Source organism: Paraburkholderia phenoliruptrix (assembly GCF_902859825.1).
Classification (GTDB): domain Bacteria; phylum Pseudomonadota; class Gammaproteobacteria; order Burkholderiales; family Burkholderiaceae; genus Paraburkholderia; species Paraburkholderia phenoliruptrix.
Genome location: NZ_CADIKB010000012.1, coordinates 122,934 through 149,872 on the forward strand (window position 1 = coordinate 122,934; position 26,939 = coordinate 149,872).

Sequence of the window (26,939 nt, forward strand, 5' to 3'; positions counted from 1 at the left end):
CGTCATTATATGCCCCGGCGGGGATGCAGTTTTTTTGCCTGCCCGCGCCCCCGGCGCCCCGTATAATCGAACATTCTCCGCATTTACCAGCCGATCGACACATGAGCGAGACCCCGAGCGACACCCAGCGCGATACCTCTTCCACTCTTGCCAAGAGCTTCGAGCCGCACACCATTGAAGCTCACTGGGGCCCCGAATGGGAAAAGCGCGCCTACGCGGCGCCCGTTTTCGACGGCAGCAAAAAGGATTTCTCGATCCAGTTGCCGCCGCCGAACGTCACGGGCACGCTGCACATGGGCCACGCGTTCAATCAGACCATCATGGACGGCCTCGCCCGCTATCACCGCATGCTCGGCGAAAACACGCTGTGGGTGCCGGGCACGGACCACGCGGGCATCGCCACGCAGATCGTCGTCGAACGGCAGCTGGACGCCAAGGGCGTGTCGCGTCACGATCTCGGCCGCGAGAAGTTCGTCGAACGCGTCTGGGAATGGAAGCAGGAATCCGGCTCGACCATCACCAATCAGGTGCGGCGTCTCGGCGCCTCCATCGACTGGTCGCGCGAATACTTCACGATGGACGACAAGATGTCGGCCGCCGTGCGCGACGTGTTCGTGCGCCTCTATGAGCAGGGCCTCATCTATCGCGGCAAGCGCCTCGTCAACTGGGACCCGGTGCTGCTCACCGCGGTATCCGACCTCGAAGTCGTCAGCGAGGAGGAAAATGGCCACCTGTGGCATATCCAGTACCCGCTCACCGACGGCTCCGGCCACCTGACCGTGGCCACCACGCGCCCCGAAACCATGCTCGGCGACACGGCCGTGATGGTCCATCCGGAAGACGAGCGCTACGCGCACCTGATCGGCAAGACCGTCACGCTGCCGCTGTCCCACCGCGAAGTGCCGATCATCGCCGACGATTACGTGGACCGCGAATTCGGCACGGGCGTCGTCAAGGTCACGCCCGCGCACGACTTCAACGACTACCAAGTCGGCCTGCGCCACAAGCTGCCGCAAATCGAAATTCTCACGCTCGACGCGAAGATCAACGCGAACGCGCCGGAAAAATACCGCGGCCTCGACCGTTTCGAAGCCCGCAAGCAGGTGGTCGCCGATCTCGAAGCGCTCGGCGCGCTCGAATCGGTCAAGCCGCACAAGCTGATGGTGCCGCGCGGCGACCGCACCGGCGTCGTGATCGAGCCGATGCTCACCGACCAATGGTTCGTCGCGATGAGCAAGCCGGCGCCGGATGCGACCTTCGGCACGTTCAATCCGGGCAAATCGATTGCCGAAACCGCGCTCGACGTGGTTCGCAGCGGCGAGATCAAATTCGTGCCGGAAAACTGGACCACCACGTACTACCAGTGGCTCGAAAACATTCAGGACTGGTGCATCTCGCGCCAGTTGTGGTGGGGCCATCAGATTCCCGCGTGGTATGGCGAAAACGGCGAAATTTTCGTCGCGAAGACCGAGGAAGGCGCGCGCGAAAAAGCGGCCGAAGCCGGCTACACCGGCCCGCTCAAGCGCGACGAAGACGTGCTCGACACGTGGTTCTCGTCGGCGCTCGTGCCGTTTTCCTCGCTCGGCTGGCCGAACGAAACGCAGGAACTGAAGCACTTTTTGCCGTCGTCGGTGCTGGTCACGGGCTTCGACATCATCTTCTTCTGGGTCGCGCGCATGGTCATGATGACCACGCACTTCACCGGCAAGGTGCCGTTTCACACGGTGTACGTGCACGGTCTCGTGCGCGACGCCGAAGGCCAGAAAATGTCGAAGAGCAAGGGCAATACGCTCGACCCTATCGATATCGTCGACGGCATCGGGCTCGACGCGCTCGTCGCCAAACGCACCACCGGCCTCATGAATCCGAAGCAGGCGGCGTCGATTGAAAAGAAAACCCGCAAGGAGTTTCCGGACGGCATTCCGGCCTTCGGCACGGACGCGCTGCGCTTCACGATGGCGTCCATGGCGACGCTCGGGCGCAACGTCAACTTCGATCTGGCGCGCTGCGAGGGTTACCGCAACTTCTGCAACAAGCTGTGGAACGCCACCCGCTTCGTGCTGATGAACTGCGAAGGCCACGACTGCGGCTTCGGTCAACCGGCACAGTGCGGCGAATGCGGGCCGGACGGCCATCTGCATTTCTCGTCGGCGGACCGCTGGATCGTGTCCCTCCTGCAGCGGGTGGAAGCCGAGGTCGCCAAGGGCTTTGCCGACTATCGCTTCGACAATGTGGCCAACGCCCTATACAAGTTCGTGTGGGACGAATACTGTGACTGGTATCTCGAACTCGCGAAGGTGCAGATCCAGACGGGTCAGCCGAACCAGCAGCGCGCGACGCGGCGCACCCTGTTGCGCGTGCTCGAGACGGTGTTGCGCCTCGCGCATCCGGTGATTCCGTTCATTACCGAGGCGCTGTGGCAGAAAGTTGCACCGTTGGCCGGGCGTTATCCCGCGGACAAAGCCGAGGGCGAAGCGTCCATCATGGTGCAGCCGTACCCCGTTGCCGACCTGTCGAAGATCGACGAAGAAGCAGAGCAATGGGCGGCCGACCTGAAGGCCATGATCGATGCGTGCCGGAACCTGCGCGGCGAAATGAATCTGTCGCCGGCGGTGAAGGTGCCGTTGCTCGCCACCGGCAACGCGGAGCGTCTCGCGACTTTTGCTCCGTACGCCCAGGCATTGGCCCGTCTGTCGGAAGTGCAGATCATCGGCGACGAAGCAACGCTCGACGCGCAGGCGGATGGCGCGCCAATTGCTATCGTAGGAAGTGACAAGCTCGTGCTGAAGGTGGAGATCGACGTCGCGCTGGAGCGCGAGCGTTTGTCGAAGGAAATTGCGCGGTTGAGCACGGAAATCGTCAAGTGCAATGGCAAACTGCAGAACGAGAGTTTCGTCGCCAAGGCACCGCCCGCAGTCGTCGAGCAGGAGCAGAAACGGCTGGCGGATTTCGAAGCGACTGTCGGCAAGCTGAAAGCGCAACTCGCGCGCTTGCCGGCCTGATCGACGCTCCATGCCCGCCCGCGCGGCGGGCGCGGACTGATAGCTAAACCAGAGGACTCAGGGTAAATCACATGCTAAAAGTTACAAAGGCGGTATTTCCGGTAGCAGGTCTTGGCACCCGGTTCCTCCCTGCCACGAAGGCAAGCCCGAAGGAAATGCTGCCGATCGTCGACAAGCCGCTGATTCAATACGCGGTGGAAGAAGCGATGGCGGCCGGCATCACCGAAATGATCTTCGTCACGGGCCGCAGCAAACGGGCGATCGAGGACCATTTCGACAAGTCATACGAAATCGAAGCCGAGCTCGAGGCACGCGGCAAGGACAAGCTGCTGGAACTCGTGCGCAGCATCAAGCCGAGTCACGTCGACTGTTTCTACGTGCGTCAGCCCGAAGCGCTCGGCCTCGGCCACGCGGTGCTGTGCGCGGAGAAGCTGGTGGGCGACAACCCGTTCGCCGTGATTCTCGCGGACGACCTGCTGTACGGCACGCCGCCCGTCATGACGCAGATGATCGAGGTGTTCGACCACTATCACAGCTCGGTGATCGGCGTCGAAGAAATCCCGCCGCAGGACACCAGGTCGTACGGTATTGTCGACGGCAAGGAATGGGAAGACTCGATCATCAAGATGTCGGGCATCGTCGAGAAGCCGGAGCCGAGCGTCGCGCCGTCCAATCTCGGCGTGGTGGGCCGTTATGTGCTGAAGCCGCGCATTTTCGACCACATTCGCTCGCTCAAGCCGGGCGCGGGCGGCGAACTGCAGCTCACGGACGCCATCCAGTCGCTGCTCGCCGACGAACAGGTGCTCGCATACAAGTATCACGGCACACGCTTCGACTGCGGCAGCAAGCTCGGCTATCTGAAGGCGACGGTGGAATTCGCGCTGCGCCATCCGGAAGTGGCCGCGGATTTCGAGGAATACCTGCGTACGCGCTCGCCGGTGCTGGAAGGCTAAGCGGCGTTTGACGCAAAGAGGCCGCCGCGCGCGCGTCGGGCTCACGTAAAAAAAGGCGCTGTGCTCCGCTTTCGCGGGCACAGCGCCTTTTGTTTGAGCGCGTCAGCTTTCCGAGTACTTTTGAGCGAAATTTCAGCGACGCTTCATCAAAAACGTGAACACCTTGTCTTGCGCCGAAGTCTCGACGATCTCGTTGCCCGTCTGCTTCGCGAACGCGGCGAAATCGCGCTGCGAGCCGGGGTCGGTGGCGAGCACCTTGAGGATCTGACCGCTTTCCATATCGGCAAGCGCCTTCTTGGCGCGCAGGATGGGCAGCGGGCACATCAGCCCGCGCGCATCGACTTCCTTGTGAATCTGAATTTGCATCGACGATGACCTTCGGGACAAGGCGCCGTATGCGACGCCGGACAGAGGTTCAAATTCTACCGCAGCCGCAGCCGGCTTGCCGGTAGCCGTCGACGCCAGCGCCGCGAACCACGCCGCCCATAGCGTCGCCGCACGGTCAGGAAAGCGCTATAGCGTCACCGCCTGCCCACTGTGCAACGAAAGCCGCAACGCATTGCCGATCCGCGTGGCTTCGAGCGCGTCGGCGAGCGTCGCGCCGGCCTCACGCTGCGCCCCCGCCCCGCCCTGCACCGCCGCGACGAAAGCACGCGCCTCGTGCAGGAACGCTTCCTCGAACCGATCGAAGAAAGTCGGCGTGCACTCGTTGCGAATGCCGGACGCATCGACAATCTCCACACGATTCGCGCGCGGATTGCGGCCGATTACGAGCGCGCCGGCGGTGCCGATTACTTCGCTGTGCGTATCGTTGCCGTGCGCCTGGGTGCGCGACGCGTAGAACATCGCGAGCTTGCCGCCCTCGAATTCGCAGATCGCCACACCGTTGTCGACATCGCCGAATTCACGCAGACCTTCGTGCAGCGCGACCGCGCCCGCCGCGAACACGCGGGTCGCGCGCGGCTTGCCGAGCAGCCAGCGCGCGACGTCGATGTCGTGCACCGTGCAATCCAGGAAAATGCCGCCCGAGGTCGCCGCGAAGCGCACGAAGAAACCGTCGGTATCGTTCTTGTCGGTGGTTTGCGAGCGCACCAGAAACGGCCTGCCGATCGCGCCTGCCGCGATCTTTTCGAACGCGTCCTTGTAGCTCGGATCGAAACGCCGCATGAAGCCGATCGTCGCCTGTAAATGCGGAAAGCGCTCGGCCTCGGCCAGCACGCGCTCGCATTCGGCGAGATCGAGCGACAACGGCTTTTCGCAGAACACGTGCTTGCCCGCACGCAGGGCGTCCACGATCTGCTGCGCGTGCAGCGACGACGGAGTGACGAGCCACACCGCGTCCACGGCGCTGTCGTCGAGCAGCTGCGCGTAATCGTCGTAAAGACGCGGCGCCGGCAAGGCCTCGCGCGCCCATGCGCGCTCGTCGTCGAGCGGACTGCACGCGGCAACCAGTTCCGCGCCCGGCACGCGATACGCGAGATTCTCCGCGTGGCGCTTGCCGAGCCGCCCGAGGCCCACCACGCCGACGCGAAGCCGCTGCGTCCTCGCCGTCGGCGCGCTCATCGTGCGTCCTCATCGAGCTTCACCGCGCGGCCTTCACGCCACGACCGTGTGGCGGCCTCGGCGAGTTCGAGTGCCTTCACACCGTCGGCGATAGTCGTGCGCACCCGCTTGCCTTGCGTCACCGCATCGAAAAAATGCGCAATTTCGAGCGCGTAGGCCGCGCGGTAACGTTCGAGGAAAAACGCCTCCGGCACGTCGCTGGATACTTCGGTTTTCGAATACGCCGTCACTTCGGTGGGCCTCACATTGCCTGCTTGCAGCATGCCGGTGCTGCCGAGCACTTCGAAGCGCTGATCGTAGCCGTACGCGGCGCGGCGCGCGGTGTTGATCTGGCACAGACGGCCGCGCTTCGTGCGAATAGTCACTGCGGTGGAGTCGATGTCGCCCGCGTCGGCAATCGCCGGATCGGCAAGGCAGCTGCCGGTGGCATGCAGCGTGTCGGCGGCGTCGTCGAGAATCCAGCGGAAAATGTCGAAGTCGTGAATCAGCATGTCCTTGAAGATGCCGCCCGAATGACGAATGTACTCGACGGGCGGCGGCCCCGGATCGCGGCTCGTCACGACCAGCATTTCCGGCGTGCCGATCTCGCCCGCGTCGAGACGCGCCTTCAGCGCGGAAAACGTCGGGTCGAAGCGCCGCTGAAAGCCGATCATGCACACCACGCCCGCGCGTTGCACCGCATCGGCGCAGACACGCGCGCGTTCGAGCGTGAGGTCCACCGGTTTCTCGCAGAACACATGCTTTTTCTGCGCGGCCGACTTCACGATCAGATCGGCATGCGTGTCGGTGCTCGAACAGATCACCGTGGCGCCTACCGACGCGTCGCCCATGGCGCCGTCGATATCCGCCACCTGCGCGCCGTGCTCGGCGGCCAACGCCGCGGCCGCCTCGCGGTTCACATCCACCACGTACTTGAGCCGCACGCCCGGCTGCCGCGCGAGATTCGCCGCATGAATCCTGCCGATGCGGCCCGCGCCGAAGACCGCGACGTCGATGGGTTTTGCTGCGTCAGTCATCGTATCCTCCAGTGTCTTTGGATTCTTCTACGTTCAATTCGAGCTTGTACGCAAGCGCGATGAAAAGCGCCTGGCACAGGCAGATCGTGCTGGTGAGCGAGCGGAACGCGAATGCGCTGCCCTCTTTCACATACAGTTGGGTGCTGGCGTAGCGCGCCAACGGAGATAGTTGGCTGTCCGTAATAACCAGCGTCTTCGCTTGATGATGATGCGCGACGCGCAGGCAATACTGGGTTTCCTTCGCATAGGGCGCGAAACTGATCGCGATGACCACGTCGCCCTTTTTCACGCTGCGAATCTGCTCGCGATACATGCCGCCGAAACCGGAGACGAGATGCACTCTCTTGGGCGTGTGCTGCAACGCATAGACGATGTAGCTCGCCACCGGAAACGAGCGCCGCACGCCGATCACATAGATGTTGTCCGCCTGCTGAAGCATCTTCACGGCGGCGTCGAACTGCTTGTCGTCGAGGCCCGCTTCGAGTTCTTCCAGGCCGCCGCGCGAAGCCGCAATGAATTCGCGCGCCACCGCGCCGCCGGACAGCGCGCCCGGCTTTTCGTCGATCAGTTTGCGAATGCGCTGCTGATAACTGGGCGACGACGCGCCCTGCCCCGTGTAAGCCTGGCGAAACACCGCCTGCAAGTCCGAGAATCCGGAAAAACCGAAGCGCTGCGCAAAGCGCACCACCGCCGACGGATGCACACCGCAGCTCGCGGCGATATCGCTCGTGCGATCCACCATCACGCTGGAACGATGCTGCTCGATATACGTCGCGACATTCTTCAGTTGACGCGGCAGCGCCTCGTAGTTTTCCGCGATGCGCTGCATCAATTCTTCGACGCTCGGCAATTCTTCCGTGCTGTCTTCCGCCATGGCTCTCTCTTTCGTGCTTTATCGCAGTGCGGCAGAGCGTCACAAAGGCGCGCCGCACGGCAGGTTGACGTTGCCGATTATAGGCAGCGCACCGCATAAATGGAACGTATTTTCCATTTTTATTCACCGTGAAATTTCTGTTGCACCACCCTCGAAGATGACCTAATCTTGGTTGTGAGCGATGGCGCTTCGGCGAACGTGCGTCGCTCCCTTCAATAACGACAGACCGAGAAAGGTGGAGACATGAGACTTTGCAAGGGCAAGGCTACGCTCAGGGTTCTGGTGACGGCATTGACGTTGGCAACGGGATTCGGAGCGGCCTCGGCCGCCCGCGCGGCCGACGCTCATTTCGTGCTGATCAGCCACGCGCCGGACTCCGATTCGTGGTGGAACACCATCAAGAATGCGATCAAGCAGGCGGACGAAGACTTCAACGTCGAGACCGACTATCGCAATCCGCCCAACGGCGACATCGCCGATATGGCGCGCCTCGTCGAACAGGCCGCGGCGCGCAACTACGACGGCGTGATCGTCACCATCGCCGATTACGACGTGTTGAAGAGCTCCATCAACAAGGTCACGGCCAAGAAGATTCCACTCGTCACAATCAATTCCGGCACCGAGGAACAGAGCGCGCAACTCGGCGCGATCATGCACGTGGGCCAACCCGAATATGTGGCGGGCAAAGCCGCGGGCGAGAAAGCGAAAGCCGCCGGCGTGAAGTCGTTTCTGTGCGTGAACCACATTGCGACCAACACCGTTTCGTTCGACCGTTGCCGCGGTTTCGCGGACGCGCTCGGCGTCGACTACAAGGCCTCTACCATCGATTCCGGCCAGGACCCGACCGAAATCCAGTCGAAGGTGAGCGCCTATTTGCGCAACCATCCGAACACCGGCGCGATTCTTACCCTGGGACCGACGCCCGCCTCGGCCACCTTGAAAGCGGTCCAGCAAATGGGCCTCGCCGGCAAGATCTATTTCTGCACGTTCGACTTCTCCGACGACATCGCCAAGGCCATTCAGAACGGCACGATCCAGTTCGCGATCGATCAGCAGCCCTATCTGCAGGGCTATATTCCGGTCGCCGTGCTCGCCATCGTGAAGAAGGACCATACCACCGACCCGGCGAAAATCCGCCAGATTCTCGAAGCGAATCCGAAGTTCAAGGCGCGGCTCGCCACTTACGGTCTCGCGCCCTCGTATGGGCCGAAGAACATTCGCTCGGGTCCGGGCTTCATCACGAAGGACAACCTCGACAAGGTCATCAAGTACGCGGGGCAGTACCGCTGATTCTTTTTCCTAGCTAGTCACGCGCGCGGCGGGCTTCGCTCCCGCCGGGCGGCTTCGCCGCCAGCGCGCATTTCACCGGCTGTCGCTCTCGCACCGCATTCCCGCTGCCCAGACGCACAGCCGGCTCCAAGGAGACATCATGGGTGTAGCCGGCAAACACTTCCCACCGCACGTCGATTCGAACAGCGCCGCGCCGCGCCCCGATACCGACGAGCGCGTGCGCAAGGAATCCTGGTTCGGTCATTTGCTGAACCGCCCCGAATTCGCCGCGATTTCCGGCGCGGTACTGGTGTTTCTCGTTTTCGCGCTCACAGCCGGCAGCTCCGGCATGTTCAATCTCGACGGTGTGATGAACTGGTCGCAGGTGTCGGCTTACCTCGGCATCCTCGCGGTCGGCGCGTGCCTGCTGATGATCGCGGGCGAATTCGACCTTTCCATCGGCTCGATGATCGGCTTTGCCGGCATGATGGTCGCGATCCCGACTGTCTATTTTCACTGGCCTATTTCGCTTGCCATCCTGTTTGCATTCGCGGGCTCAATGCTGCTCGGCGCGCTGAACGGCTATCTCGTGATGCGCACGCGGCTGCCGTCGTTCATCGTCACCCTCGCTTTCCTGTTCATTCTGCGCGGCCTCACGCTCGCGCTGTCGATCATGTTCGCGGACCGCACCATCGTCTCCGGCGTCGGCGATCTCGCACAAAAGGACTGGTTCGCCAACGCGCTCTTTCACGGCGTTGCGCTGAAAGGCCTCTTCACGATGCTCGCGCATCACGGCATCGGCACGCTGCTCGACAACGGCCACGCGCTCGTGCCCGGCATTCCGAAGGTGATTCTGTGGTGGTTCGGCCTCGCCGCGATCTGCGCCTTCGTGCTCGCGAAAACGCGCGCCGGCAACTGGATTCTCGCGGTCGGCGGCGACGCCAATGCAGCCAAGAACGTCGGCATTCCGGTGCGTCGCGTGAAGATTCTGCTGTTCGTGCTGACCGCATTCTGCTCGTGCCTCTTCGCCGTGCTGCAAGTGTGCGACATCGGCTCGGCGGCGGCGGACCGCGGGCTGCAGAAGGAATTCGAAGCGATCATCGCCGCGGTGATCGGCGGGACGCTGCTCACGGGCGGTTATGGATCGGTGATCGGCGCCTGCTTCGGCGCGCTGATTTTCGGCGTGGTGCAGATCGGCATCACCTACACGAATGTCAGCTCCGACTGGTTCCGCGTATTCCTCGGCGTGATGCTGCTGATCGCAGTGCTGTTCAACCACTACGTGCGCCGTCGCGTGTCGCAATCGTAACGAGGAGACGACCATGTCCGATACGAACTCTATGCCCCATGAAGCGCCGGTGGCGGCCGCCGCCGCACCTCAGGACGACGTAATCCTCGCGCTGGAAAACGTCAGCAAGTACTTCGGCAAGGTCATCGCGCTAAGCGGCGTGACCCTGCGACTTAGGCGCGGCGAAGTGCACTGCCTGCTCGGCGACAACGGCGCGGGCAAGTCGACGCTCATCAAGACGCTGGCCGGCGTGCATCAGCCGTCGTCGGGCCAGTATCTGGTGGACGGCAAGCCGGTGCTGTTCGAGTCGCCGAAAGATGCGCTGGATCTCGGCATTGCCACCGTCTATCAGGATCTCGCGCTCGTGCCGCTCCTCTCCGTCGCGCGCAACTTCTTCATGGGACGCGAACCGCAAAAGAAACTATTCGGTTTCCTGAACGTCATGGATCTGGAAACGAGCGCGACCACCGCGCGCGACAAGCTGGCCGAAATGGGTATCAATGTGCGCGATCCGCATCAGCCGATCGGCACCATGTCGGGCGGCGAAAAGCAGTGTCTGGCGATTGCGCGCGCGATTCACTTCGGCGCCCGCGTGCTGATTCTCGACGAACCGACCGCCGCGCTCGGCGTGAAGCAGAGTTTCAACGTGCTGAAGCTGATTCACAAGGCGCGCGCGAAGGGCATCTCGGTCATTTTCATCACGCACAACGTGCACCACGCGTATCCGATCGGCGACTCGTTCACGCTGCTCAATCGCGGCAAATCGCTCGGCACGTTCACCAAGGAGACCATCAGCAAGGATGAAGTGCTCGACATGATGGCGGGCGGCGCCGAGATGCAGAAGATGATCGGCGAACTCGAAGGCGCAACGATCTGATTCATTCGCGCGGCGGCTGCTGCCGTGGCACCGGCTGCCGCGCTCCGTCATTCAGGACTATTCATGGCTCATTCCAGTACATTCAGCGGCATGCCGGCGCAGACCCCGCACGCAGCGCACGAGAGCACGGGCGCAGGCATCTCCGGCGCGAACACCGGCAGCCGCTTCGCGGCGGGCCGCAGCCGCGACGTCGTGTGCCTTGGCCGCCTCGCCGTCGACCTTTACGCGCAGCAGGTCGGCGCGCGCCTCGAGGACGTGTCGAGCTTCGCGAAATATCTCGGCGGTTCGTCGGCGAATATCGCGTTCGGCTGCGCGCGTCTCGGGCTGGCAGCAGCCATGCTCGCGCGCGTCGGCAACGACCATATGGGCCGCTTTCTCACGGAGACCTTGACGAAGGAAGGCTGCGACGTGAGCCACGTGCGCGTCGATCAGGAGCGTCTGACCGCCCTCGTGCTGCTCGGACTGAAGGACCGCGATACGTTTCCGCTCATCTTCTACCGCGAGAATTGCGCGGACATGGCCGTGGACGAAGCCGATTTCGACGAGGCATTCATCGCGTCGTCGAAAGCACTGCTGATCACCGGCACGCATTTCTCCACCGAGCAGGTGAACCGCACCAGCCGCCGCGCGCTCGACTATGCGCGGCGCAACCAGGTGCGCACCGTGCTCGACATCGACTATCGCCCGGTGCTGTGGGGCCTCACCGGCAAGGCGGACGGCGAAACGCGCTTTGTCGCGAGCGAAGGCGTCACCGCGCATTTGCAGCGCATTCTGCCGCTGTTCGATCTCGTCATCGGCACTGAGGAAGAGTTCCGCATTGCCGGCGGCAAGAGCGACCTCGCCGACGCGCTCGCGATGGTGCGCGCCGTCACGCCCGCCACGCTCGTGCTCAAGCGCGGGCCGCTCGGCTGCCAGATCTTCGACGGCAAGGTGCCCGCGTCGCTCGACGAGGTGCCGGTTCACGGCGGCGTGGAAGTTGAAGTGCTAAACGTACTGGGCGCGGGCGATGCGTTCGCCTCGGGCTTTCTCTCAGGATGGTTGCGCGATCAACCACTCGACGCCTGTGCGCGCGCCGCCAACGCCAGCGGCGCGCTCGTCGTCTCGCGCCACGCGTGTGCGCCGGCCATGCCGACGCCCGCCGAACTCGAGTACTTCCTTCGCGAGGCGAAAGCCGATCCCGAACGCATGCGCCGCCCGGATCGCGACGCGACGTTGGCGCGCCTGCATCGGGTGACGCCCGCGCGCAAGCAGTGGCCCGAAGTGCTTGGCTTTGCGTTCGACCATCGCAATCAGTTCTTCGAACTCGCGCAGCAGACGGGCGCGAGCGATGCGCGCATCGCGAAGCTCAAAGGCCTTCTCGTCGATGCGGTCGCGCAGACCGAAAGCGCACTGGGCCTGCAAGGCCGCATCGGCGTGCTGATCGACGACCGCTATGGCCAGGACGCACTCAACGCTGCCACCGGCCGCGGCTGGTGGATTGGCCGCCCGGTGGAATTGCCCGGCTCCGTGCCGCTCGTGTTCGATCATGGTCGCTCGGTAGGCACGACGCTCGTGACGTGGCCGCAGGAACATGTCGCGAAATGCCTCGTGCAGTTTCATCCCGACGAACCCGTCGAACAGCGCCTCGAACAGGAAGCGCAATTGCGCGCGCTTTACGATGCGACGCAGGCAAGCGGCCACGAACTGCTGCTCGAAGTGATTCCGCCGAAGCACGCGAACCTGCCGCAAGCACCGGACGTGGTGTACCGCGCGTTGAAGCGCCTCTACAACATCGGCATCTACCCGGAGTGGTGGAAGCTCGAACCGATGGACGAGGCGCAATGGCGCGGCGTCGACGCACTGATCGCGGAACGCGATCCGTATTGCCGCGGCGTGGTGCTGCTCGGTTTGTCCGCGGGCGTCGAGCAGTTGAACGAGGGCTTTCGCGCGGCGGCGCGCTCGTCGACGTGCCGCGGCTTCACCGTGGGCCGCACGATCTTCCACGAGCCGAGCCATGCGTGGCTCGCCGGTGAAATCGGCGACGACGAGTTGATCGCGCGCGTACGCCGCACTTTCGAAACGCTGATCGCATCGTGGCGCGCGGCGCGCGAATCCGCCGCTGCGAGGCGCGATGCCAATCCGCATGTTCATCAGGAGCAGGCTGCATGAACCAGCGCTTTTCAGATCATCAGGACGAGCAGCGCGCAGCGACATCCTCGAGCGGCGCGGTGCCGGGCGACACGATCCGCCTGACCACCGCGCAAGCGCTCGTGCGCTACCTGGCCGCGCAACGCGTTGCGACGGAGGACGGCACGGGCACCGAGCCGCTCTTCGGCGGTGTGTTCGCGATCTTCGGTCATGGCAACGTAGCAGGCATGGGCGAAGCGTTGTATCAGCATCGCGACACGTTGCCCACGCTGCGCGCGCACAACGAACAGGCGATGGCGCATAGCGCGATTGCGTATGCGAAGGCGCATTTCCGCCGCCGCATGATGGCGGTCACGACGTCCATTGGACCAGGCGCAACTAATTTGCTGACCGCCGCCGCGCTCGCGCATGTGAACCGTCTGCCGGTGCTGCTATTGCCCGGCGACATTTTCGTTTCGCGTGCGCCGGATCCCGTTCTTCAGCAGGTCGAAGATTTCCACGACGGCGGCGTCTCCGCGAACGACGCGTTCAAGCCCGTGTCGCGCTACTTCGACCGCATCGTGCATCCCGCGCAATTGTTGAGTGCGCTGCCGCGCGCGCTGCGCGCACTGACCGACGCCGCGTCGTGCGGCCCTGTCACGCTCGCGCTGCCGCAAGACGTGCAGGCGCAGGCGTGGGACTTCCCCGCCGATTTCTTCGCGCCGCGCGTCGTGACGTTTTATTCGCCCGCGCCGCGCGTCGACGAAATCAGCACTGCAATTGAACGCCTGCAGCGAGCGCGGCGTCCGTTGATCGTCGCGGGCGGCGGCGTGCTGTACGGCCGCGCGACTCACGCGCTGCAACGCTTTGCCGCCGCGCACGGCATTCCCGTCGCGGAGACGCAGGCGGGCAAGGGATCGCTCGCGTGGGACGATCCGTTGAACGTGGGTGCATTGGGCGTAACGGGTTCGCCTGCCGCGAATGCGCTCGCGCGCGAGGCCGATTGCGTGCTCGCGCTCGGCACGCGCCTCCAGGACTTTACGACCGGCTCCAATACGCTTTTTACGCAGGCGGACGTGATCGGCATCAACGCCAATGCATTCGACGGCCTCAAGCATCGCGCGCTCGTGGTCGAAGCAGACGCGCGCCTTGCGCTCGAGGCGCTCGACTCGCTCAATGCGGGCCTTCAAGACTGGCATGCCGATCGCACATGGACCGCGAAGGCGCACGAACTCGCGGCAACCTGGCGCGACACGGTGCACGCACTCACGCATGCGCCGCAGCGCGCTGCCGTGCTGCCCTACGAGGGCGATGTCATCGGCGCCGTGCAACGTTCGGGCGCCGACTCGGCGGCGAACGACATTGTGGTGTGCGCAGCCGGCACTTTGCCCGCGGAACTGCACAAGCTGTGGCGCGCGGCGAGGCCGGGCGCGTATCACGTCGAATACGGCTACTCGTGCATGGGCTATGAAATCGCGGGCGGCCTCGGCGCAAAGCTGGCACGGCCCGAGCGCGAAGTGATCGTGATGGTTGGCGACGGCAGCTATCTGATGATGAACAGCGAGATAGCGACCTCGGTGATGCTCGGCGCGAAGCTCATCGTGGTCGTGCTCGACAATCGCGGCTACGGCTGCATCAACCGGCTGCAGCAGGCATGCGGCGGTGCGCCGTTCAACAATCTGCTCGAAGACTGCATGCAAGGTCCGCTCGGCGCGCCGCGCATCGACTTCGCCGCGCACGCGCGAGCGCTGGGCGCTCATGCCGAACACGCAGCGGATATCGGCGAACTCGAGGCCGCGCTGCAACGTGCGCGGGCCGCGGATCGCACCTACGTCATCAGCATCGACACCGACCCCGCGCGCACCACCACGGAAGGCGGCTGGTGGTGGGAAGTCGCGGTGCCCGAAGTATCGCCGCGAGCGAGCGTGCGCGACGCGCGGGCCCATTACGACGCGCAGATCGCGGCCCGCGGCCACCGCAACGACAACGACAACGAAAACGCCAACGCCAACGCCCATAACGACTGAGGATCGCTCGCATGACCGCTTTCAACGTACGCATCGGCATCAATCCGTTGTCGTGGATGAACGACGACCTGCCTTCGCTCGGCGGCGAGACGCCGCTCGACGTGGCGCTCACCGAGGGTCGCCAGATCGGCTATCAGGGCTTCGAACTCGGCAACAAGTTTCCTCGTGAGCCGCAGGCTTTGAAGACGCTGCTCGCGCAATACGATCTGGCGCTCGTCTCCGGATGGTATTCGGGCCGCCTCGCGCGGCGCAGCGTCGAACAGGAAATCGCCGAAGTCGGCCCGCATCTCGAACTGCTCGCGCAAAACGGCGCGACTGTGATGGTGTATGGCGAGGTGGCCGATTCGATTCAGGGCGCGCCGAAGCCGCTGTATCAACGGCCGCGTTTTTTCGGCGACGCGCAATGGGCCGCGTATGCCGCCCGCGTGGAGGAATTCGCGCGCTATACGTTAAGCCGCGGCGTGCGGCTTGCGTACCATCATCACATGGGCGCCTATGTGGAAACGCCCGCCGACGTCGATCAGTTGATGTCGCGCACGAGCGACGCCGTCGGCCTGCTGTTCGACGCGGGTCACATCACGTTTGCAGGCGGCGATCCGATCAGCGTGCTCGATAAGCACATCGGCCGCGTTTGCCATGTGCATTGCAAGGACGTGCGCCCCGCCGTCATGAAGCTCGCGCGCAACCGCAACTGGAGCTTTCTCGACGCGGTGATCGCAGGCGCCTTCACCGTGCCGGGCGACGGTGCGGTCGATTTTCCGTCAATCATCGCGCGTCTGAAGCAGCATGGTTATTCGGGCTGGCTCGTGGTGGAGGCCGAGCAGGACCCGGTCGTCGCGCCGTCGTTCGAATACGCGCAAAAGGGCTTCAGAACATTGCGTGCGCTCGTCGATGCGCCGCCCGGAACGAGCGGCAACGATGCCGGGCGCAACCCGCAGAACACGCAGGAGGCAGCATGAGTCTATTGGTGAAGGCCGAGCGCGAGGGCCAGACGATCGCGCGAGTGACACCCGAATCGGCGTGCTGGCGATACGTCGGCTTTGCCGCTTATCGCCTCGGCGCGAGCGAAGTCGTGCACGTTTTCGAGCCGTCGCGCGAAGTCTGCATTGTCGTGCTCGCGGGTGCGGTGGACCTCGAAACGCCGGACGCGAAATGGACCTCGCTCGGTTCGCGCGACAGCGTGTTCGAAGACGCCGCGCCGTATGCGGTCTATTTGCCGCCCGGTGTGCGCGCCGCGGTGCGTGCCTGCCGCGACGCCGAGATCGGCGTGGCGAGTGCGCCTGCAAAAGGCGAGTTTCCCGCGCGCCTGATCGAGCCCTCTTCGATGAAGCGCTCGACACGCGGCAAGGGCCTGAATACGCGATACGTATGCGACATTCTTCCGCAAACCGAACCGGCCGAGTCGTTGCTGGTGGTCGAGGTGCGAACGCCGGGCGGGCATGCGTCGAGCTATCCGCCGCATAAGCACGATACCGACAACGTGCCGCACGAGAGTTCGCTGGAGGAGACGTACTACCATCGGTTGAACCCGCCGCAAGGTTTTGCGTTTCAGCGCGTGTACACGGACATGCGCGACATCGACGAATCCATGGCGGTTGAGGATCACGACGTCGTGATGGTGCCGCGCGGCTATCATCCCGTCGTCGTGCCTTATGGCTACGATTCGTATTATCTGAACGTGATGGCGGGTGCGCAGCGGGTCTGGCATTTCCGCAACGATCCCGCGCACGAGTGGATCGTCAACAAGGAAGATTGAGCGGTACGGCTCGCCGCGTCATTGGCTGCGCGCGGCGAGATCCACAGCGAGCGCACCGTCGGTTCCCATTCGTACAGTCCCTTTCGCCACATCCCGGCGATAACCGTACAGATCGAACTTCATCGCGCCGGAATTTGAGCTGTCCTGAATGAACGTCCGCGCGTTGGTGACGAGCGAGTTGAACATCTTGACGTCGCCAGACTCGATCCATACATAGCTCTTTGCAGCGTTGGGCGGCGGCTTCGCGACCGCCGCACCGGCGTCGCGTCTGAATTTGAGAACGAGGCCCTCGTTGGTCACCGTCGCGCTGCCGAGCCGCCCCTGCAAAACAGGCGGCGGAAATACGGTGTACTGATCAAATACGAGTTCGTTGCCTTGCAACACCACGCCCTTGCGCGCGAAGGGCGTCAACGAGGCGAGCGGAATGTCGAGCGCGCGCAGCAGTCCGGCCTGCGGCACGCCCAGCACTTTTACGGAGGTCGGCTCATAGACGAGATGCCGCTCGTCTCGCGCGACAAGGGTGCCGCTCATCGTCGTCGGCAGCCAGATGCCAGGGAAGTGATTCCACAGTTTGATGCCGCCCGTGACTTCGAGCTTGCCGTCCATGGGCTTCAGCTGCAGGTCGTTGAGCGAACGCGGCTCGTAATCGAGCAGATAGTCGTTGAACAGCGCGGCCATGGCCGGCCACGGCTCGACCACCTCGCCGCCGATAATGCGAATGTCGTACTGCGCCGGATCGTCGAGATCGACCGGCTGTCCCGCTGTCTTCGGAATCATTTGCGCGTCGAGTGAGCGCACATGAAAGCCGATGCGCCCGGCCACGTAGAAGTCGACGTTCTCGACGTGAATGAGCGGAGCCGGCCCGAGCGAATGCCGCTCGTCGCGAGGTGCAGGGGTTCGAGTCTCCTCCCCCTTTGTCGCACGCGAAAACGCCGTGCGCAGGCTGACAGGCATCGCGCGCGCCGCCGACGCGGCTTGCAGACTCTGCGGCACGCGTTGCCACACGAGCCGCGCTTCGGCAAGCGCCGCCTGCTGCGCGCGAATGAAGCTGTCGTTAAAGCGCGCACTCGCGCTGCCCACTTGCAGCGGCGCTTGTTTCGCCGCGCTCGCGAGCGTCGCGTAGGAAGGCAGGTGCACGTCGAGCGCGCCGGCTTGGTCGAATGTGAAATAGCCGGCGGCCATCTGCTCGCGATAGTGGTACAGATCGAGCACGAACGGCACGCTCGCGTCGAGCGGCGTCAACGCCATGTCGATATTCATCGGCATCGAGCGCATGAATTTCACGTCGCCGCCTCGCACCAGCATGCCGCGCGCGGGCATGGTCGCGGGCCAGTCGATGTGCTGCAGCGTGCCGTCGTCGAGCGTGAAGCGCACGCCCGCCGCACTCGTGACGATGGTCGCGATCCGCATGCGCAGCGCAGGCGGCGGCGTCAGCTTGGCGACCTGCATCACGACGTCGTCGCCGTCGAGCCGCGCAATCGGCGTATCCACTTTCAGCAGATCGGCCATCTTCACGTGCGCGGCCTCCATCAATCTGTCGGCGGCAACGCCTGCGACCTCGATGTGATCGGCATGGAACACGAGTTCGTCGGCGCTACGCATCGCGAGCGATCCGGCGAGCGTGATCGGCACCCATGAGCCGCGATGCATCTCGCCGGTGATGCGCAAGCTGCCGCCGTCCTGCGGCACGACACGCATATTGCGCAGCGGCGAGCCCTGATACTGGAACAGATAGCGGTTGAAAATGGCCGTGAGCTTCGCGCTGTCGAGCGTGACCTCGCCGCGATGCACGTCGATGGTCACGCTCGTCGGGTCGTCGAATACGATGGGCTCGCCGGCATGCGCGGGCACGAGCGTCGCCGCCATGTCGTGAATCATGAAGCCGATGTCGCCGGTCACGCGAAAGTCGACATCGCGCGCGAACATCAGCGAGCCGTCGATGCCCGAGTCGCGCAGCGTCAGCGCCCGGCTGCGCGTGACGCTCATGCCGCTCGCCGACGGCACGCGTGCCGCGATGCCTTGTTCGAAGGCAAGTTGTCTGGCTTTTGCAGCTTCGATCGCGGGACGTGGCGATGAGGCGGACTGCGCGTCTGAGGCACTTGCAGTTTGTGCGTCTGCGGGAGTCGCCGCTTGCGGAGCCAGGCTCGCCGCTTTTGAAGCCGGGTTCGCCGTTGCACTTGCCGTCGAACTCGCATCGGCGCACGCCGACATGCACAGCGCCGCGGCGAGCAGCACGGTACCTGCGCCGAGCGGCATGCCCCATCCACGCCTCGGTGCCCTGCACGGCTCGCAAGCGGGCCTGCCGTCGAAAGCGCCGGTCTCTTTCATGATGTCTCCTCCCTGAACCCGCGACGGGTGTCGCCGCGCGTCTTCGAATGATTGTCTTTATTTGTCCGCGCGCTGCCGACAAGATTTCTGGAGGGCGCTCACCAAACGACCAAGCGTTTGAATCGCGGTGCAAAGTCGCTGCGAAGCCGCGTGCGCTGGCCGCAAGCCGGGTGCCGGCGACAAAGATTCAAACGCTAATTACCGCGCCGTTTTCCGGCGCGACGTCGGACCGCCGGGCCGGCGAGCGAAGAAAGCTCACGAGAGCCGGTTCAACCCACGCCGAGCCATTCGCGCATCACATCCGTGCGCTGCAGGAACTGGTCGAGCTCGCCTTCGAAGACGATTTCGCCGTGCCCCATCACCGCGACGCGGCTCGCCATGTCCCGCGCAATGATGAGACGCTGCTCGATCAGGAGCATCGCCATGCCGCGCTCGCGCAGCACACGCAGACATTGCGCGACCTGCTGCATGACGAGGCTCGCGAGGCCTTCGCCGGGTTCGTCGATCACCAGCAGATCGGGATCGCGAAGCAGCGCCCGCGCAAGCGCGAGCATCTGCTGCTCGCCGCCCGACAGCGCGCCCGCCCGCGTGCGCTTGCGCTCATGCAGCACGGGAAAGAGCGTGTATGCGTCGTCGAGCGAAAAGCGCGGCGTGCGAGCTCGAGGGCCATCGCCGGGCGCGATGCCGAGTTGCAGATTCTCGCCGACGCTCAGCGTGGGAAACACATCGCGATGCTCCGGCACGTAACCGATGCCGAGCCGCGCGATTTCAAAGGTCCGCAGCCCGGCCAGCGAGCGGCCCGCGAAGCGTAATTCGCCGTCGCATTGCACGAGGCCCATGATCGCGCGCGCGAGCGTGGAGCGGCCCGAACCGTTGCGACCGACAAGCGCGAGCACTTCGCCCGCGTGGATGCGCAGGCTCACGCCGTGCAATGCCTGGCTCGGGCCGTACCACGCGTCGAGGCCGCGAATGTCGAGCAACGGCGTCATGCACCGCCTCGTTCGTCGAAACCTTCGCCGAGGTAGGCGGCGCGCACCGCGGCGTCCGCGCGAATCGCCGCAGGCGCACCCGTTGCGATAATGCGCCCTTGTACAAGCACTGAAATGCGATCGGCGATCGCGAAGACGGCGTCCATGTCGTGCTCGATCATCAGCAGTGTGCGGCCTGCGGTGGTCTCGCGGATCAGCTCGATGGTGCGCGCCGCTTCCGCGCGATTCATGCCCGCGGTCGGCTCGTCGAGCAGCAAGGTATGCGCGCCGCCCGCGAGCGCGATGCCGAGATCGAGCGCGCGTTGTTCTGCATAGCTAAGCGTCGCCGCCTCGTCGCGAGCGCGATCGCCGAGGCCGACGGCTTCGAGCACCTGCCACGCGCGTGCATCGACCGTGGATGAGCCCGCGAAACGCTGCCACCAGCGCAGACGGTCGCGCTCCGCGAGCAGCGCGGCGCAGCGCAGGTTGTCGAACACGGAGAGGCACGCGAACACGCTCGTACTCTGGAAACTGCGCGCGAGGCCGCGGCGCGCGATAGCCGCCGGCGCAAGCCGTGTAATCTCTGCGCCGAACAGATCGATGCGTCCCGCGTTCGGCCGCGCGCCGCCGGCGATCAGATTGAACAGCGTCGATTTGCCCGCACCGTTCGGGCCGATCAGCGCATGGCGTTCGCCGGGCTCGATCGCGAGATTCACGCCACGCAGAATCTGCGTGGCGCCGAAGCGTTTTGCGACGCCATACAGCGCGAGCGCCGGGATCATCGCGCGTCTCCGGTGTTTTGCAGCGCGCGCGTGCGCGCGGCCAGCCGGGTTTGCGCGCGGTTTGCCGCAAGCGCCGCCAGCGCGCCGCCGCCAACCAGCGCACCGACCGCGACGGCGAGCCGCCACGGTGACGCCAACACGAACGACACAAGCGAAGGCCCTGCCGGGACGCGCAGTGCGGCGCCTTCGTCCGCGCCGAATTGCACGGCGTAGGCCCACTGCACCGCCAGCACGACGGCCGCACTCCACAGCACAAGCGCAGCCGCGCCGGCCACATAGACAGCCGCGCACGCACGCCAGCCGCACTGCGCGAGCCGCGCCGCATGCCGCTCGGCGAAGCCGGCAAGCCCATCGGGCGAGGTCACCACGATCACGATAAACAACAGCCCGAGATAAAAGAGCCACGCCCGCGTGACGCTGGCCACCGCCACGCTGAAAAACGTCAGCACGACCGCGCCCGCGACCGGCCCAAAAAAAGCACTCGTACCGCCGATCACCGTCGCAATCAGCACCGAGCCGGAGCGCACCATGCTCACGCTTTCCGTCGACACCAGCTCCACGTTGATCAGCGCGAGCGTGCCCGCGACGCCCGCAAAAAACGCCGACATGACGACGACGCCATGACGAATCCGGCGCGGGTAGCAGCCGATTGCCGCCGCACGCGCCGGGTTGTCGCGGACCGCGTTGGCAAGGCGCATGAACGGTGTGCGCGAGAGCGCAAACATAGCCGCGCTTGCAAGCAGGCACCACAGCGCGATCAATGTGTAGGCTTCGCGCGCCGGGCCGAAGGTCCACGCGCCGAACGTGGGCCCGCTTGCGCGGTCGATCGCGACGCCGGCCTCGCCGCCAAACCAGTCGGGCAAGCTCCACGCGGCGGCGGAAACAAGCTCGCCGATGCCGAGCGTGATCATGGCGAAAGCCGTACCCGCGCGGCGCGTCGCTATGAACCCGAGCAGCGCGCCGCATAGCGCTGCCCCGATTCCGCCGATCAGCGGCAGCAGCGCAAGCGGCACGCCGGCCCGGTTGAACACCTGCGCGGCAATCAGCGCGCCGAAGCCGGCATACGCCGCATGTCCGAACGACAGCAACCCTGTTTCGCCGAGCAGCAGATTGTACGAAAGCGCGAACACGATCATCGTCGCGGTCTGCGCGAGGTAGGCGAGCAGCCAGCTTTGCTGCGAGACGAGAGGCGGCAGCGCCAGCAGCAGGACCAGCGCGAGCCACGGCAAGAGACGGTGCCTGCGCGCGGCGTCGGGTCGCGCACGGGCCGCGGGCGTTGCCGTCCCGACTCGCGTGGTCGGCCTGAACAGTTCACGCATGGTCGTCGCGCCGTCCGAACAGTCCGCGCGGGCGCAGCGCCAGCATCGCGACGAGCAGCAGATACGGAATCAGCGGCGCAAGCTGCGCGAGCGTCAGCGCGTCCCATTCGCGCGGCAGAGAAGCATCGAACGCGGCGAGCACGTCGCCGAGCGAAAGGTCGCTCGCCACCGCCAGCGTCTGCACACAGCCGATCAGCAGCGATGCGGCCAGCGCGCCGCCGAGCGATCCGAGCCCACCGATCACGACGACGACGAACACGATCGAGCCCAGCGATTCCGCCATCGCCGGTTCGATTACGGAAAGCGGCGCGCCGATCACGCCGGCCAGCGCCGCGAGCGCGGTGCCCGCCGCAAACACGCCGGTAAAGACGCGCGGCACATTGTGGCCGAGCGCTTCGACGGCGCTTGCATGCGTGAGCGCCGCGCGCACGATGAGGCCCGTCTTCGACACGCGCAGCACCGCGTACAACAGCGCCAGCATGACGAGCGAGACCGCCATCATGAACGCGCGATAACGCGCGAAGCTCGCGCCGTACAGCGTGAAGAGCGGACCGTCGAGCGCCGCCGGCACATTCGCGCCGAGCGGGCTCAGCCCCCAGCCGAGTTTGACGAGTTCGCCGATCATATACGCCGCGCCGAACGTCAACAGCAACTCGGCGAGATGCCCGTGACTGCGTACGCGCCTCAGCAGCCAGCGCTCGAGCGCCGCGCCGATCAATCCGACGACGAGCGGCGCGACCACGAGCGCCACCCAGAAACCGGCTCGCGCCGCCACCGAATAGCCGACGTAAGCGCCGAGCATATAAAAGCTCGCGTGCGCGAAGTTGAGCACGCCGAGCATGCTGAAGATCAGCGTCAAGCCGGCCGACAGCATGAACAGCAGCAGCCCGAAGCTGATTCCGTTCAGCAGATTGATGACGAACGCCTGCACGTGTCTAGTCCGCCGCCGCATTGCCGGCGACGCCGAGCGGCGCAAGCGCCGCACGCAGCGGGTCCGGCAGATTCACCGGCCGGCGCGTCGTGCGGTCCACGTACACATGCACGAAGTGTCCTTGGGCGGCGGCTTCGTCGTCACCCTCCCGGAACAGGCCGACTTCATAGCGCACGCTGGAACCGCCGAGCCGCGCGACGCGCAGGCCTGCGTCGACGCGTTCGGGAAACACGAGCGGTGCGAAGTAATTGCAGTGTGTTTCGACCACGAGTCCAATGGTCGCGCCGCGCTCGAAATCGAGCACGCCGGTGCGGATCAGATACTCGTTCACGACCGTGTCGAAGTAGCTGTAATAGACCACATTGTTCACGTGGCCGTAGACGTCGTTGTCCATCCAGCGCGTGGTGATGGTCAGGAAGTGCGGGTACGCGCTGCGCGCGGTGAGTGTGGGTTTGGACATCGCGTGGGCTCGGATAGGTGGGCTACGGTCTGGACTCAGGCTTTGCGGCGAAGCGCGGCGGCGTCCCATTGGCTTGCGAGGCGAAGCTGACGAACGCGCACGCTTACTGCCCCGGCTTGTCGACGAATTCGAACGGCAGGCCGCGCCGCCGCATCCATTCGCCGAGCGCCTGGCCGGTGCCCGCGCGCCACGGCCGCAGCTTCGCCGGCTCGATGAGCCGGTATTCGAGCAGTTCCGGCGACAGCGAAACCGTGCCGTGCGCTTTCACGTGATACGCAATGATCAGTTCGTTCTTGCGGATGAATTCATACACGCCGATCAGTTCGACCGACTCCGCGTGCAGCGACGTTTCTTCCCACACTTCGCGCGCAATGCCCTCTTCCGGCGTCTCGCCGTTTTCGAGAAAGCCCGTGATCAGCGCGAACACGCCTTCCGCCCACGCGGCGTTGCGCGCGAGCAGGATTTTGCCTTCGTATTCGACGATGGCCGCGACGACCGGCAGCGGATTGTTCCAGTGGACGTAACCGCATTGCGCATCGGGACAGGTCTGGCGGATGCGGCCGCCTTCATGCTCGGCGTCGGCGCGCTCGATGAGGGGCGTCGCACAGCGCGGGCAAAATCGGTAGTCGGTCATGGTGGAGGTTGGTTTTTTATGCCGCGCACAACTCGCGGACTTCCGCCGCGAAGCGCTCGACTGTCTCGGGCTGCGTGTCCCACGCGCACATCAGCCGGCAACCGCCCGCGCCGATGAATTCGTAGAACTTCCAGCCGCGCGCACGCATCGCCTTGGCGGCTTGCGCCGGCAACTGCGCGAACACGGCGTTCGACTCGCGCGGGAACATGATGCTCACGCCGGGAATTTCCTGCAAGCGCGTTTGCAGCCGCTCGGCCATTGCGTTCGCGTGACGCGCGTTGCGCAGCCACACGTCGTTATCGAGCAGGCCGAGCCAGGGTGCGGAAATGAAGCGCATTTTCGACGCAAGCTGACCCGCCTGCTTGAGCCGGTAGGCGAAGTCGGCGGCGAGCGCACGGTCGAAGAACACTACCGCCTCGCCCACCGGCAAGCCGTTCTTCGTGCCGCCGAAACAGAGCACATCGACGCCGGCTCGCCAGGTGATTTCCGAAGGATGCACGTCCAGCGCGGCGACCGCGTTCGCGAAGCGCGCGCCGTCCATATGCACCTTCAGATGACGCCGCTTGGCGATCGCCGCAATCGCGCGGATTTCCTCGACGGTATAAACGGTGCCGACTTCCGTGGACTGCGTGAGCGTGACCACCTTCGGCTTCGGATAGTGGATGTCCGCGCGGCGCGTGACGACCGCCTCGATCGCATCAGGTGTGAGCTTGCCGCCGACGCCCGCCGCCGTCAGCAGCTTCGAGCCGCCGGAGAAGAACTCCGGGCCGCCGCATTCGTCGGTTTCGATGTGCGCGAGCTCATGGCAGATCACCGAGTGATACGACTGGCAGAGCGATGCAAGCGCAAGCGAGTTGGCCGCCGTGCCGTTGAACACGAAGAACACTTCGCAGTCGGTCTGGAACAGTTCGCGCAGACGGTCGCATACCTGGCTCGTCCAGGAGTCGTCGCCGTAGGCCGGCTCGTGGCCGCTGTTGTTGGCGGCGATCAGCGCGTCGAGCGCTTCGGGACAGATGCCGGCATAGTTGTCGGACGCGAAATGTTGCATGACGGGCGGCGCGACCGGCGACAGGCGCGCGGGGATGACGGAAAGCGGTCATTTTAGTGCGCCTGCGTTGTTTTGCCACGGTGGGGGTTAGGGGGCTCCGGCGGCTCAGGTGGCTCAGGTGGCTCAGGTGGCTCAGGTGGCTCAGGTGGCTCGGGGGCTCGGGCGGCTCAAGCGGCCCAAGCGACTCAGGTGCCACGGCCGCCACCCCGGCTCAGGCGCAGCCGCAGTCCGGCATGCGTCCCCGTCCGCGAGGCATCCGCGCGACGCCGACGAGGCCCGCCGCGCCCAGCAGCAGCGCGCCCGCCGCGAGCCACAACGCGGGCGAAAACGAGCCGGTGCGCGCGGCAATGGGCGCGGCCACCAGTGGGCCGACGATCTGGCCGAGGCCGTAGGCGGCCGTCGCGTAGCCCATGAGACCGGCCGCCTCGTTGCCGCGCAGACGCCGCGCTTCACGCATCGCGAAGAGCGTGATTGCGGTGAACGGCACGCCAATCAGGATGCTTCCCAGCGAAAAACCGCCCGCCGTCGGCCAGATGATGCCAAGCGCGATACCGACAGCCTGCAACACATAGCTGCCGGCCAGCAGCACGCGGTTGTCGAGATGCAGCGGCAAGCGCGCGGCCAGCAGCGCACCGACGATCAGCGCTGCGCCGAACATCGGCCAGAACAGGTCCGGCCACGGCGAGCCGGGCAACGCATGGCGCGCGATCACCGGCAGAAACGTCGCGGTGATGATATAGCCGAATCCGGGCACACCATAGAGAACAACGAGCCAGAAGGCGTCCGCGCGATGGGTGGGGGCGAGCTTGTCGATTGCGGGGTGGCTTGCCTCGCGGTGTATCGCGGCCGCGGCATGGTTTGGGGCGCTTGTGCTTGTGCTTGCATCGGCCGTCACCGGGCCCGGGTTCGACGGGAAGGCGCGGCCAGTCGTCTGAGTGGCGCCCGCTTGCCCCGCGCGGGCCGCTTGACCATCGCGCCCGGCTTTGACGAACTCCCCCGAACCGCGCCGAGCCGTTTCGCGATCCGACGCAGCCACCGCGCCGAACGCGGGCCAGACAATCGCCGCCAGCACCGCCGAAATCAAACCGAAGCCGATCCATCCCGCCGTCGCGCCATAACCGCCCGCGGCGCTCACGAGCAACCCGGTCCCGACGATGCCCACGCCAGGCCCCGTGTAAATCACGCCGCTCCATGCCGGCTGACCGAGTTCCGCGAGCCGCCGCAAGCCCCACTGCGACGCGAACACGAAAGTCCACGCGCTGACCGCCCCGGCGACGAAACGCACCGCCGCCCAGACCCAGAACTGACTCGCGACGCCCATTGCCAGCGTCAGCAGCACCGTCAGCGCGAGCCCCGCGCGCACCATCCGGGCGGGCTCGACGCGCAACGCCGCGCAGGTGAGCGCGCCGAGGAAGTAGCCCGCGTAATTGAAGGACGCGAGCCAGCCGCCATGCTGAATGTCGATGGGCGGCTGACCGAACGCGCCGCCGTGGAGCATCAGCGGCAGGAGCGGCGTGAACGCGAACCGCCCGACGCCAAGTGCAACGGCGAGCGTCACCATGCAGGAGAGCGCGGCTGCAAGCGCGGCGCGCCGGGCCGCGCGCGGCTCGGCCGGAATGCGTTCGGCGTGGGAAGCGAGATCGTTCATGGCCAGCTGCTCACGAAAATTGAAGAAGCGGAGGACACCGTGCCGGGATCGCACGGCAATCGCAGGGACCGTCGGCCGTGCAAGGCAATG

The 26,939-nt window shown here is 65.1% G+C and carries 22 protein-coding genes; 9 read left to right on the top strand and 13 right to left on the bottom strand.

What is annotated here, in order from left to right; all coding sequences use genetic code 11:
* The first annotated feature begins 101 nt into the window (after positions 1-101).
* Positions 102-3,002, top strand: a complete 2,901-nt coding sequence (locus HV711_RS15070) for a valine--tRNA ligase (RefSeq protein WP_035481348.1) — start codon at positions 102-104, stop codon at positions 3,000-3,002.
* 71 nt (positions 3,003-3,073) lie between these two features.
* The gene (gene galU, locus HV711_RS15075; protein WP_013589066.1) at positions 3,074-3,955 is read left to right on the top strand and encodes a UTP--glucose-1-phosphate uridylyltransferase GalU; all 882 of its coding nucleotides are present in this window, start codon (positions 3,074-3,076) and stop codon (positions 3,953-3,955) included.
* Between the two features lie 132 nt (positions 3,956-4,087).
* On the opposite strand, the gene HV711_RS15080 is transcribed toward galU, so the two are convergent.
* From HV711_RS15080 to HV711_RS15095, 4 genes are all read right to left on the bottom strand, one after another.
* Positions 4,088-4,315 carry a sulfurtransferase TusA family protein gene (locus HV711_RS15080; protein ID WP_028363579.1) on the bottom strand — a complete coding sequence of 76 codons (228 nt, stop codon included), beginning with the start codon at positions 4,313-4,315 and terminating at the stop codon, positions 4,088-4,090.
* A 153-nt stretch (positions 4,316-4,468) separates the two neighbouring features.
* A complete protein-coding gene (locus HV711_RS15085) occupies positions 4,469-5,518 on the bottom strand; it encodes a Gfo/Idh/MocA family oxidoreductase (RefSeq protein ID WP_175145131.1) in 1,050 nt (349 codons plus the stop codon).
* Complete coding sequence (iolG, locus tag HV711_RS15090; protein WP_035476719.1) at positions 5,515-6,534, bottom strand: inositol 2-dehydrogenase; 1,020 nt, start codon at positions 6,532-6,534, stop codon at positions 5,515-5,517. Before iolG ends, HV711_RS15085 begins: the two co-directional genes overlap by 4 nt.
* The gene (locus HV711_RS15095; protein ID WP_035476721.1) at positions 6,527-7,408 is read right to left on the bottom strand and encodes a MurR/RpiR family transcriptional regulator; all 882 of its coding nucleotides are present in this window, start codon (positions 7,406-7,408) and stop codon (positions 6,527-6,529) included. The genes iolG and HV711_RS15095 overlap by 8 nt, the downstream gene beginning before the upstream one ends.
* A 243-nt stretch (positions 7,409-7,651) precedes the next feature.
* On the opposite strand from HV711_RS15095, the gene HV711_RS15100 reads away from it, so the two are divergent.
* From HV711_RS15100 to iolB, 7 genes are all read left to right on the top strand, one after another.
* On the top strand, positions 7,652-8,698 hold the full coding sequence (locus HV711_RS15100) for a sugar ABC transporter substrate-binding protein (RefSeq protein ID WP_013589071.1): 1,047 nt from the start codon (positions 7,652-7,654) through the stop codon (positions 8,696-8,698).
* Between the two features lie 139 nt (positions 8,699-8,837).
* Positions 8,838-9,986, top strand: coding sequence for an ABC transporter permease (locus HV711_RS15105; protein WP_035476723.1), 1,149 nt, complete (start codon positions 8,838-8,840; stop codon positions 9,984-9,986).
* Between the two features lie 13 nt (positions 9,987-9,999).
* Positions 10,000-10,842 carry an ATP-binding cassette domain-containing protein gene (locus HV711_RS15110; RefSeq protein WP_013589073.1) on the top strand — a complete coding sequence of 281 codons (843 nt, stop codon included), beginning with the start codon at positions 10,000-10,002 and terminating at the stop codon, positions 10,840-10,842.
* A gap of 63 nt (positions 10,843-10,905) precedes the next feature.
* Positions 10,906-12,990: a bifunctional 5-dehydro-2-deoxygluconokinase/5-dehydro-2-deoxyphosphogluconate aldolase gene (locus tag HV711_RS15115; protein WP_051223892.1), complete on the top strand. Its 2,085-nt coding sequence runs from the start codon at positions 10,906-10,908 to the stop codon at positions 12,988-12,990.
* Complete coding sequence (iolD, locus tag HV711_RS15120; protein WP_035476728.1) at positions 12,987-14,975, top strand: 3D-(3,5/4)-trihydroxycyclohexane-1,2-dione acylhydrolase (decyclizing); 1,989 nt, start codon at positions 12,987-12,989, stop codon at positions 14,973-14,975. The genes HV711_RS15115 and iolD overlap by 4 nt, the downstream gene beginning before the upstream one ends.
* Positions 14,976-14,986: 11 nt before the next feature.
* Complete coding sequence (gene iolE, locus HV711_RS15125; RefSeq protein WP_035476730.1) at positions 14,987-15,934, top strand: myo-inosose-2 dehydratase; 948 nt, start codon at positions 14,987-14,989, stop codon at positions 15,932-15,934.
* Positions 15,931-16,731, top strand: a complete 801-nt coding sequence (gene iolB, locus HV711_RS15130) for a 5-deoxy-glucuronate isomerase (RefSeq protein ID WP_013589077.1) — start codon at positions 15,931-15,933, stop codon at positions 16,729-16,731. The genes iolE and iolB overlap by 4 nt, the downstream gene beginning before the upstream one ends.
* Positions 16,732-16,749: 18 nt before the next feature.
* On the opposite strand, the gene HV711_RS15135 is transcribed toward iolB, so the two are convergent.
* The 9 genes from HV711_RS15135 to HV711_RS15175 form a co-directional block, all read right to left on the bottom strand.
* Positions 16,750-19,059, bottom strand: coding sequence for a hypothetical protein (locus HV711_RS15135; RefSeq protein WP_035476731.1), 2,310 nt, complete (start codon positions 19,057-19,059; stop codon positions 16,750-16,752).
* A 269-nt stretch (positions 19,060-19,328) separates the two neighbouring features.
* Positions 19,329-20,048, bottom strand: coding sequence for an ABC transporter ATP-binding protein (locus tag HV711_RS15140; RefSeq protein ID WP_035476733.1), 720 nt, complete (start codon positions 20,046-20,048; stop codon positions 19,329-19,331).
* On the bottom strand, positions 20,045-20,809 hold the full coding sequence (locus HV711_RS15145; RefSeq protein WP_028363587.1) for an ABC transporter ATP-binding protein: 765 nt from the start codon (positions 20,807-20,809) through the stop codon (positions 20,045-20,047). The genes HV711_RS15140 and HV711_RS15145 overlap by 4 nt, the downstream gene beginning before the upstream one ends.
* Complete coding sequence (locus HV711_RS15150) at positions 20,806-22,128, bottom strand: branched-chain amino acid ABC transporter permease (RefSeq protein ID WP_035476737.1); 1,323 nt, start codon at positions 22,126-22,128, stop codon at positions 20,806-20,808. The genes HV711_RS15145 and HV711_RS15150 overlap by 4 nt, the downstream gene beginning before the upstream one ends.
* The gene (locus HV711_RS15155) at positions 22,121-23,080 is read right to left on the bottom strand and encodes a branched-chain amino acid ABC transporter permease (RefSeq protein ID WP_425195024.1); all 960 of its coding nucleotides are present in this window, start codon (positions 23,078-23,080) and stop codon (positions 22,121-22,123) included. Before HV711_RS15155 ends, HV711_RS15150 begins: the two co-directional genes overlap by 8 nt.
* Positions 23,064-23,519, bottom strand: coding sequence for an acyl-CoA thioesterase (locus HV711_RS15160; RefSeq protein ID WP_035476741.1), 456 nt, complete (start codon positions 23,517-23,519; stop codon positions 23,064-23,066). The genes HV711_RS15155 and HV711_RS15160 overlap by 17 nt, the downstream gene beginning before the upstream one ends.
* Positions 23,520-23,622: 103 nt before the next feature.
* The gene (locus tag HV711_RS15165) at positions 23,623-24,153 is read right to left on the bottom strand and encodes an NUDIX domain-containing protein (RefSeq protein ID WP_015003336.1); all 531 of its coding nucleotides are present in this window, start codon (positions 24,151-24,153) and stop codon (positions 23,623-23,625) included.
* 16 nt (positions 24,154-24,169) lie between these two features.
* Positions 24,170-25,201 (bottom strand): threonine aldolase family protein, encoded by a 1,032-nt coding sequence (locus HV711_RS15170; protein ID WP_013589085.1) that lies wholly within the window; start codon positions 25,199-25,201, stop codon positions 24,170-24,172.
* Positions 25,202-25,412: 211 nt separating this feature from the next.
* Positions 25,413-26,849, bottom strand: coding sequence for a YbfB/YjiJ family MFS transporter (locus HV711_RS15175; RefSeq protein ID WP_035476744.1), 1,437 nt, complete (start codon positions 26,847-26,849; stop codon positions 25,413-25,415).
* Positions 26,850-26,939 lie beyond the last annotated feature (90 nt).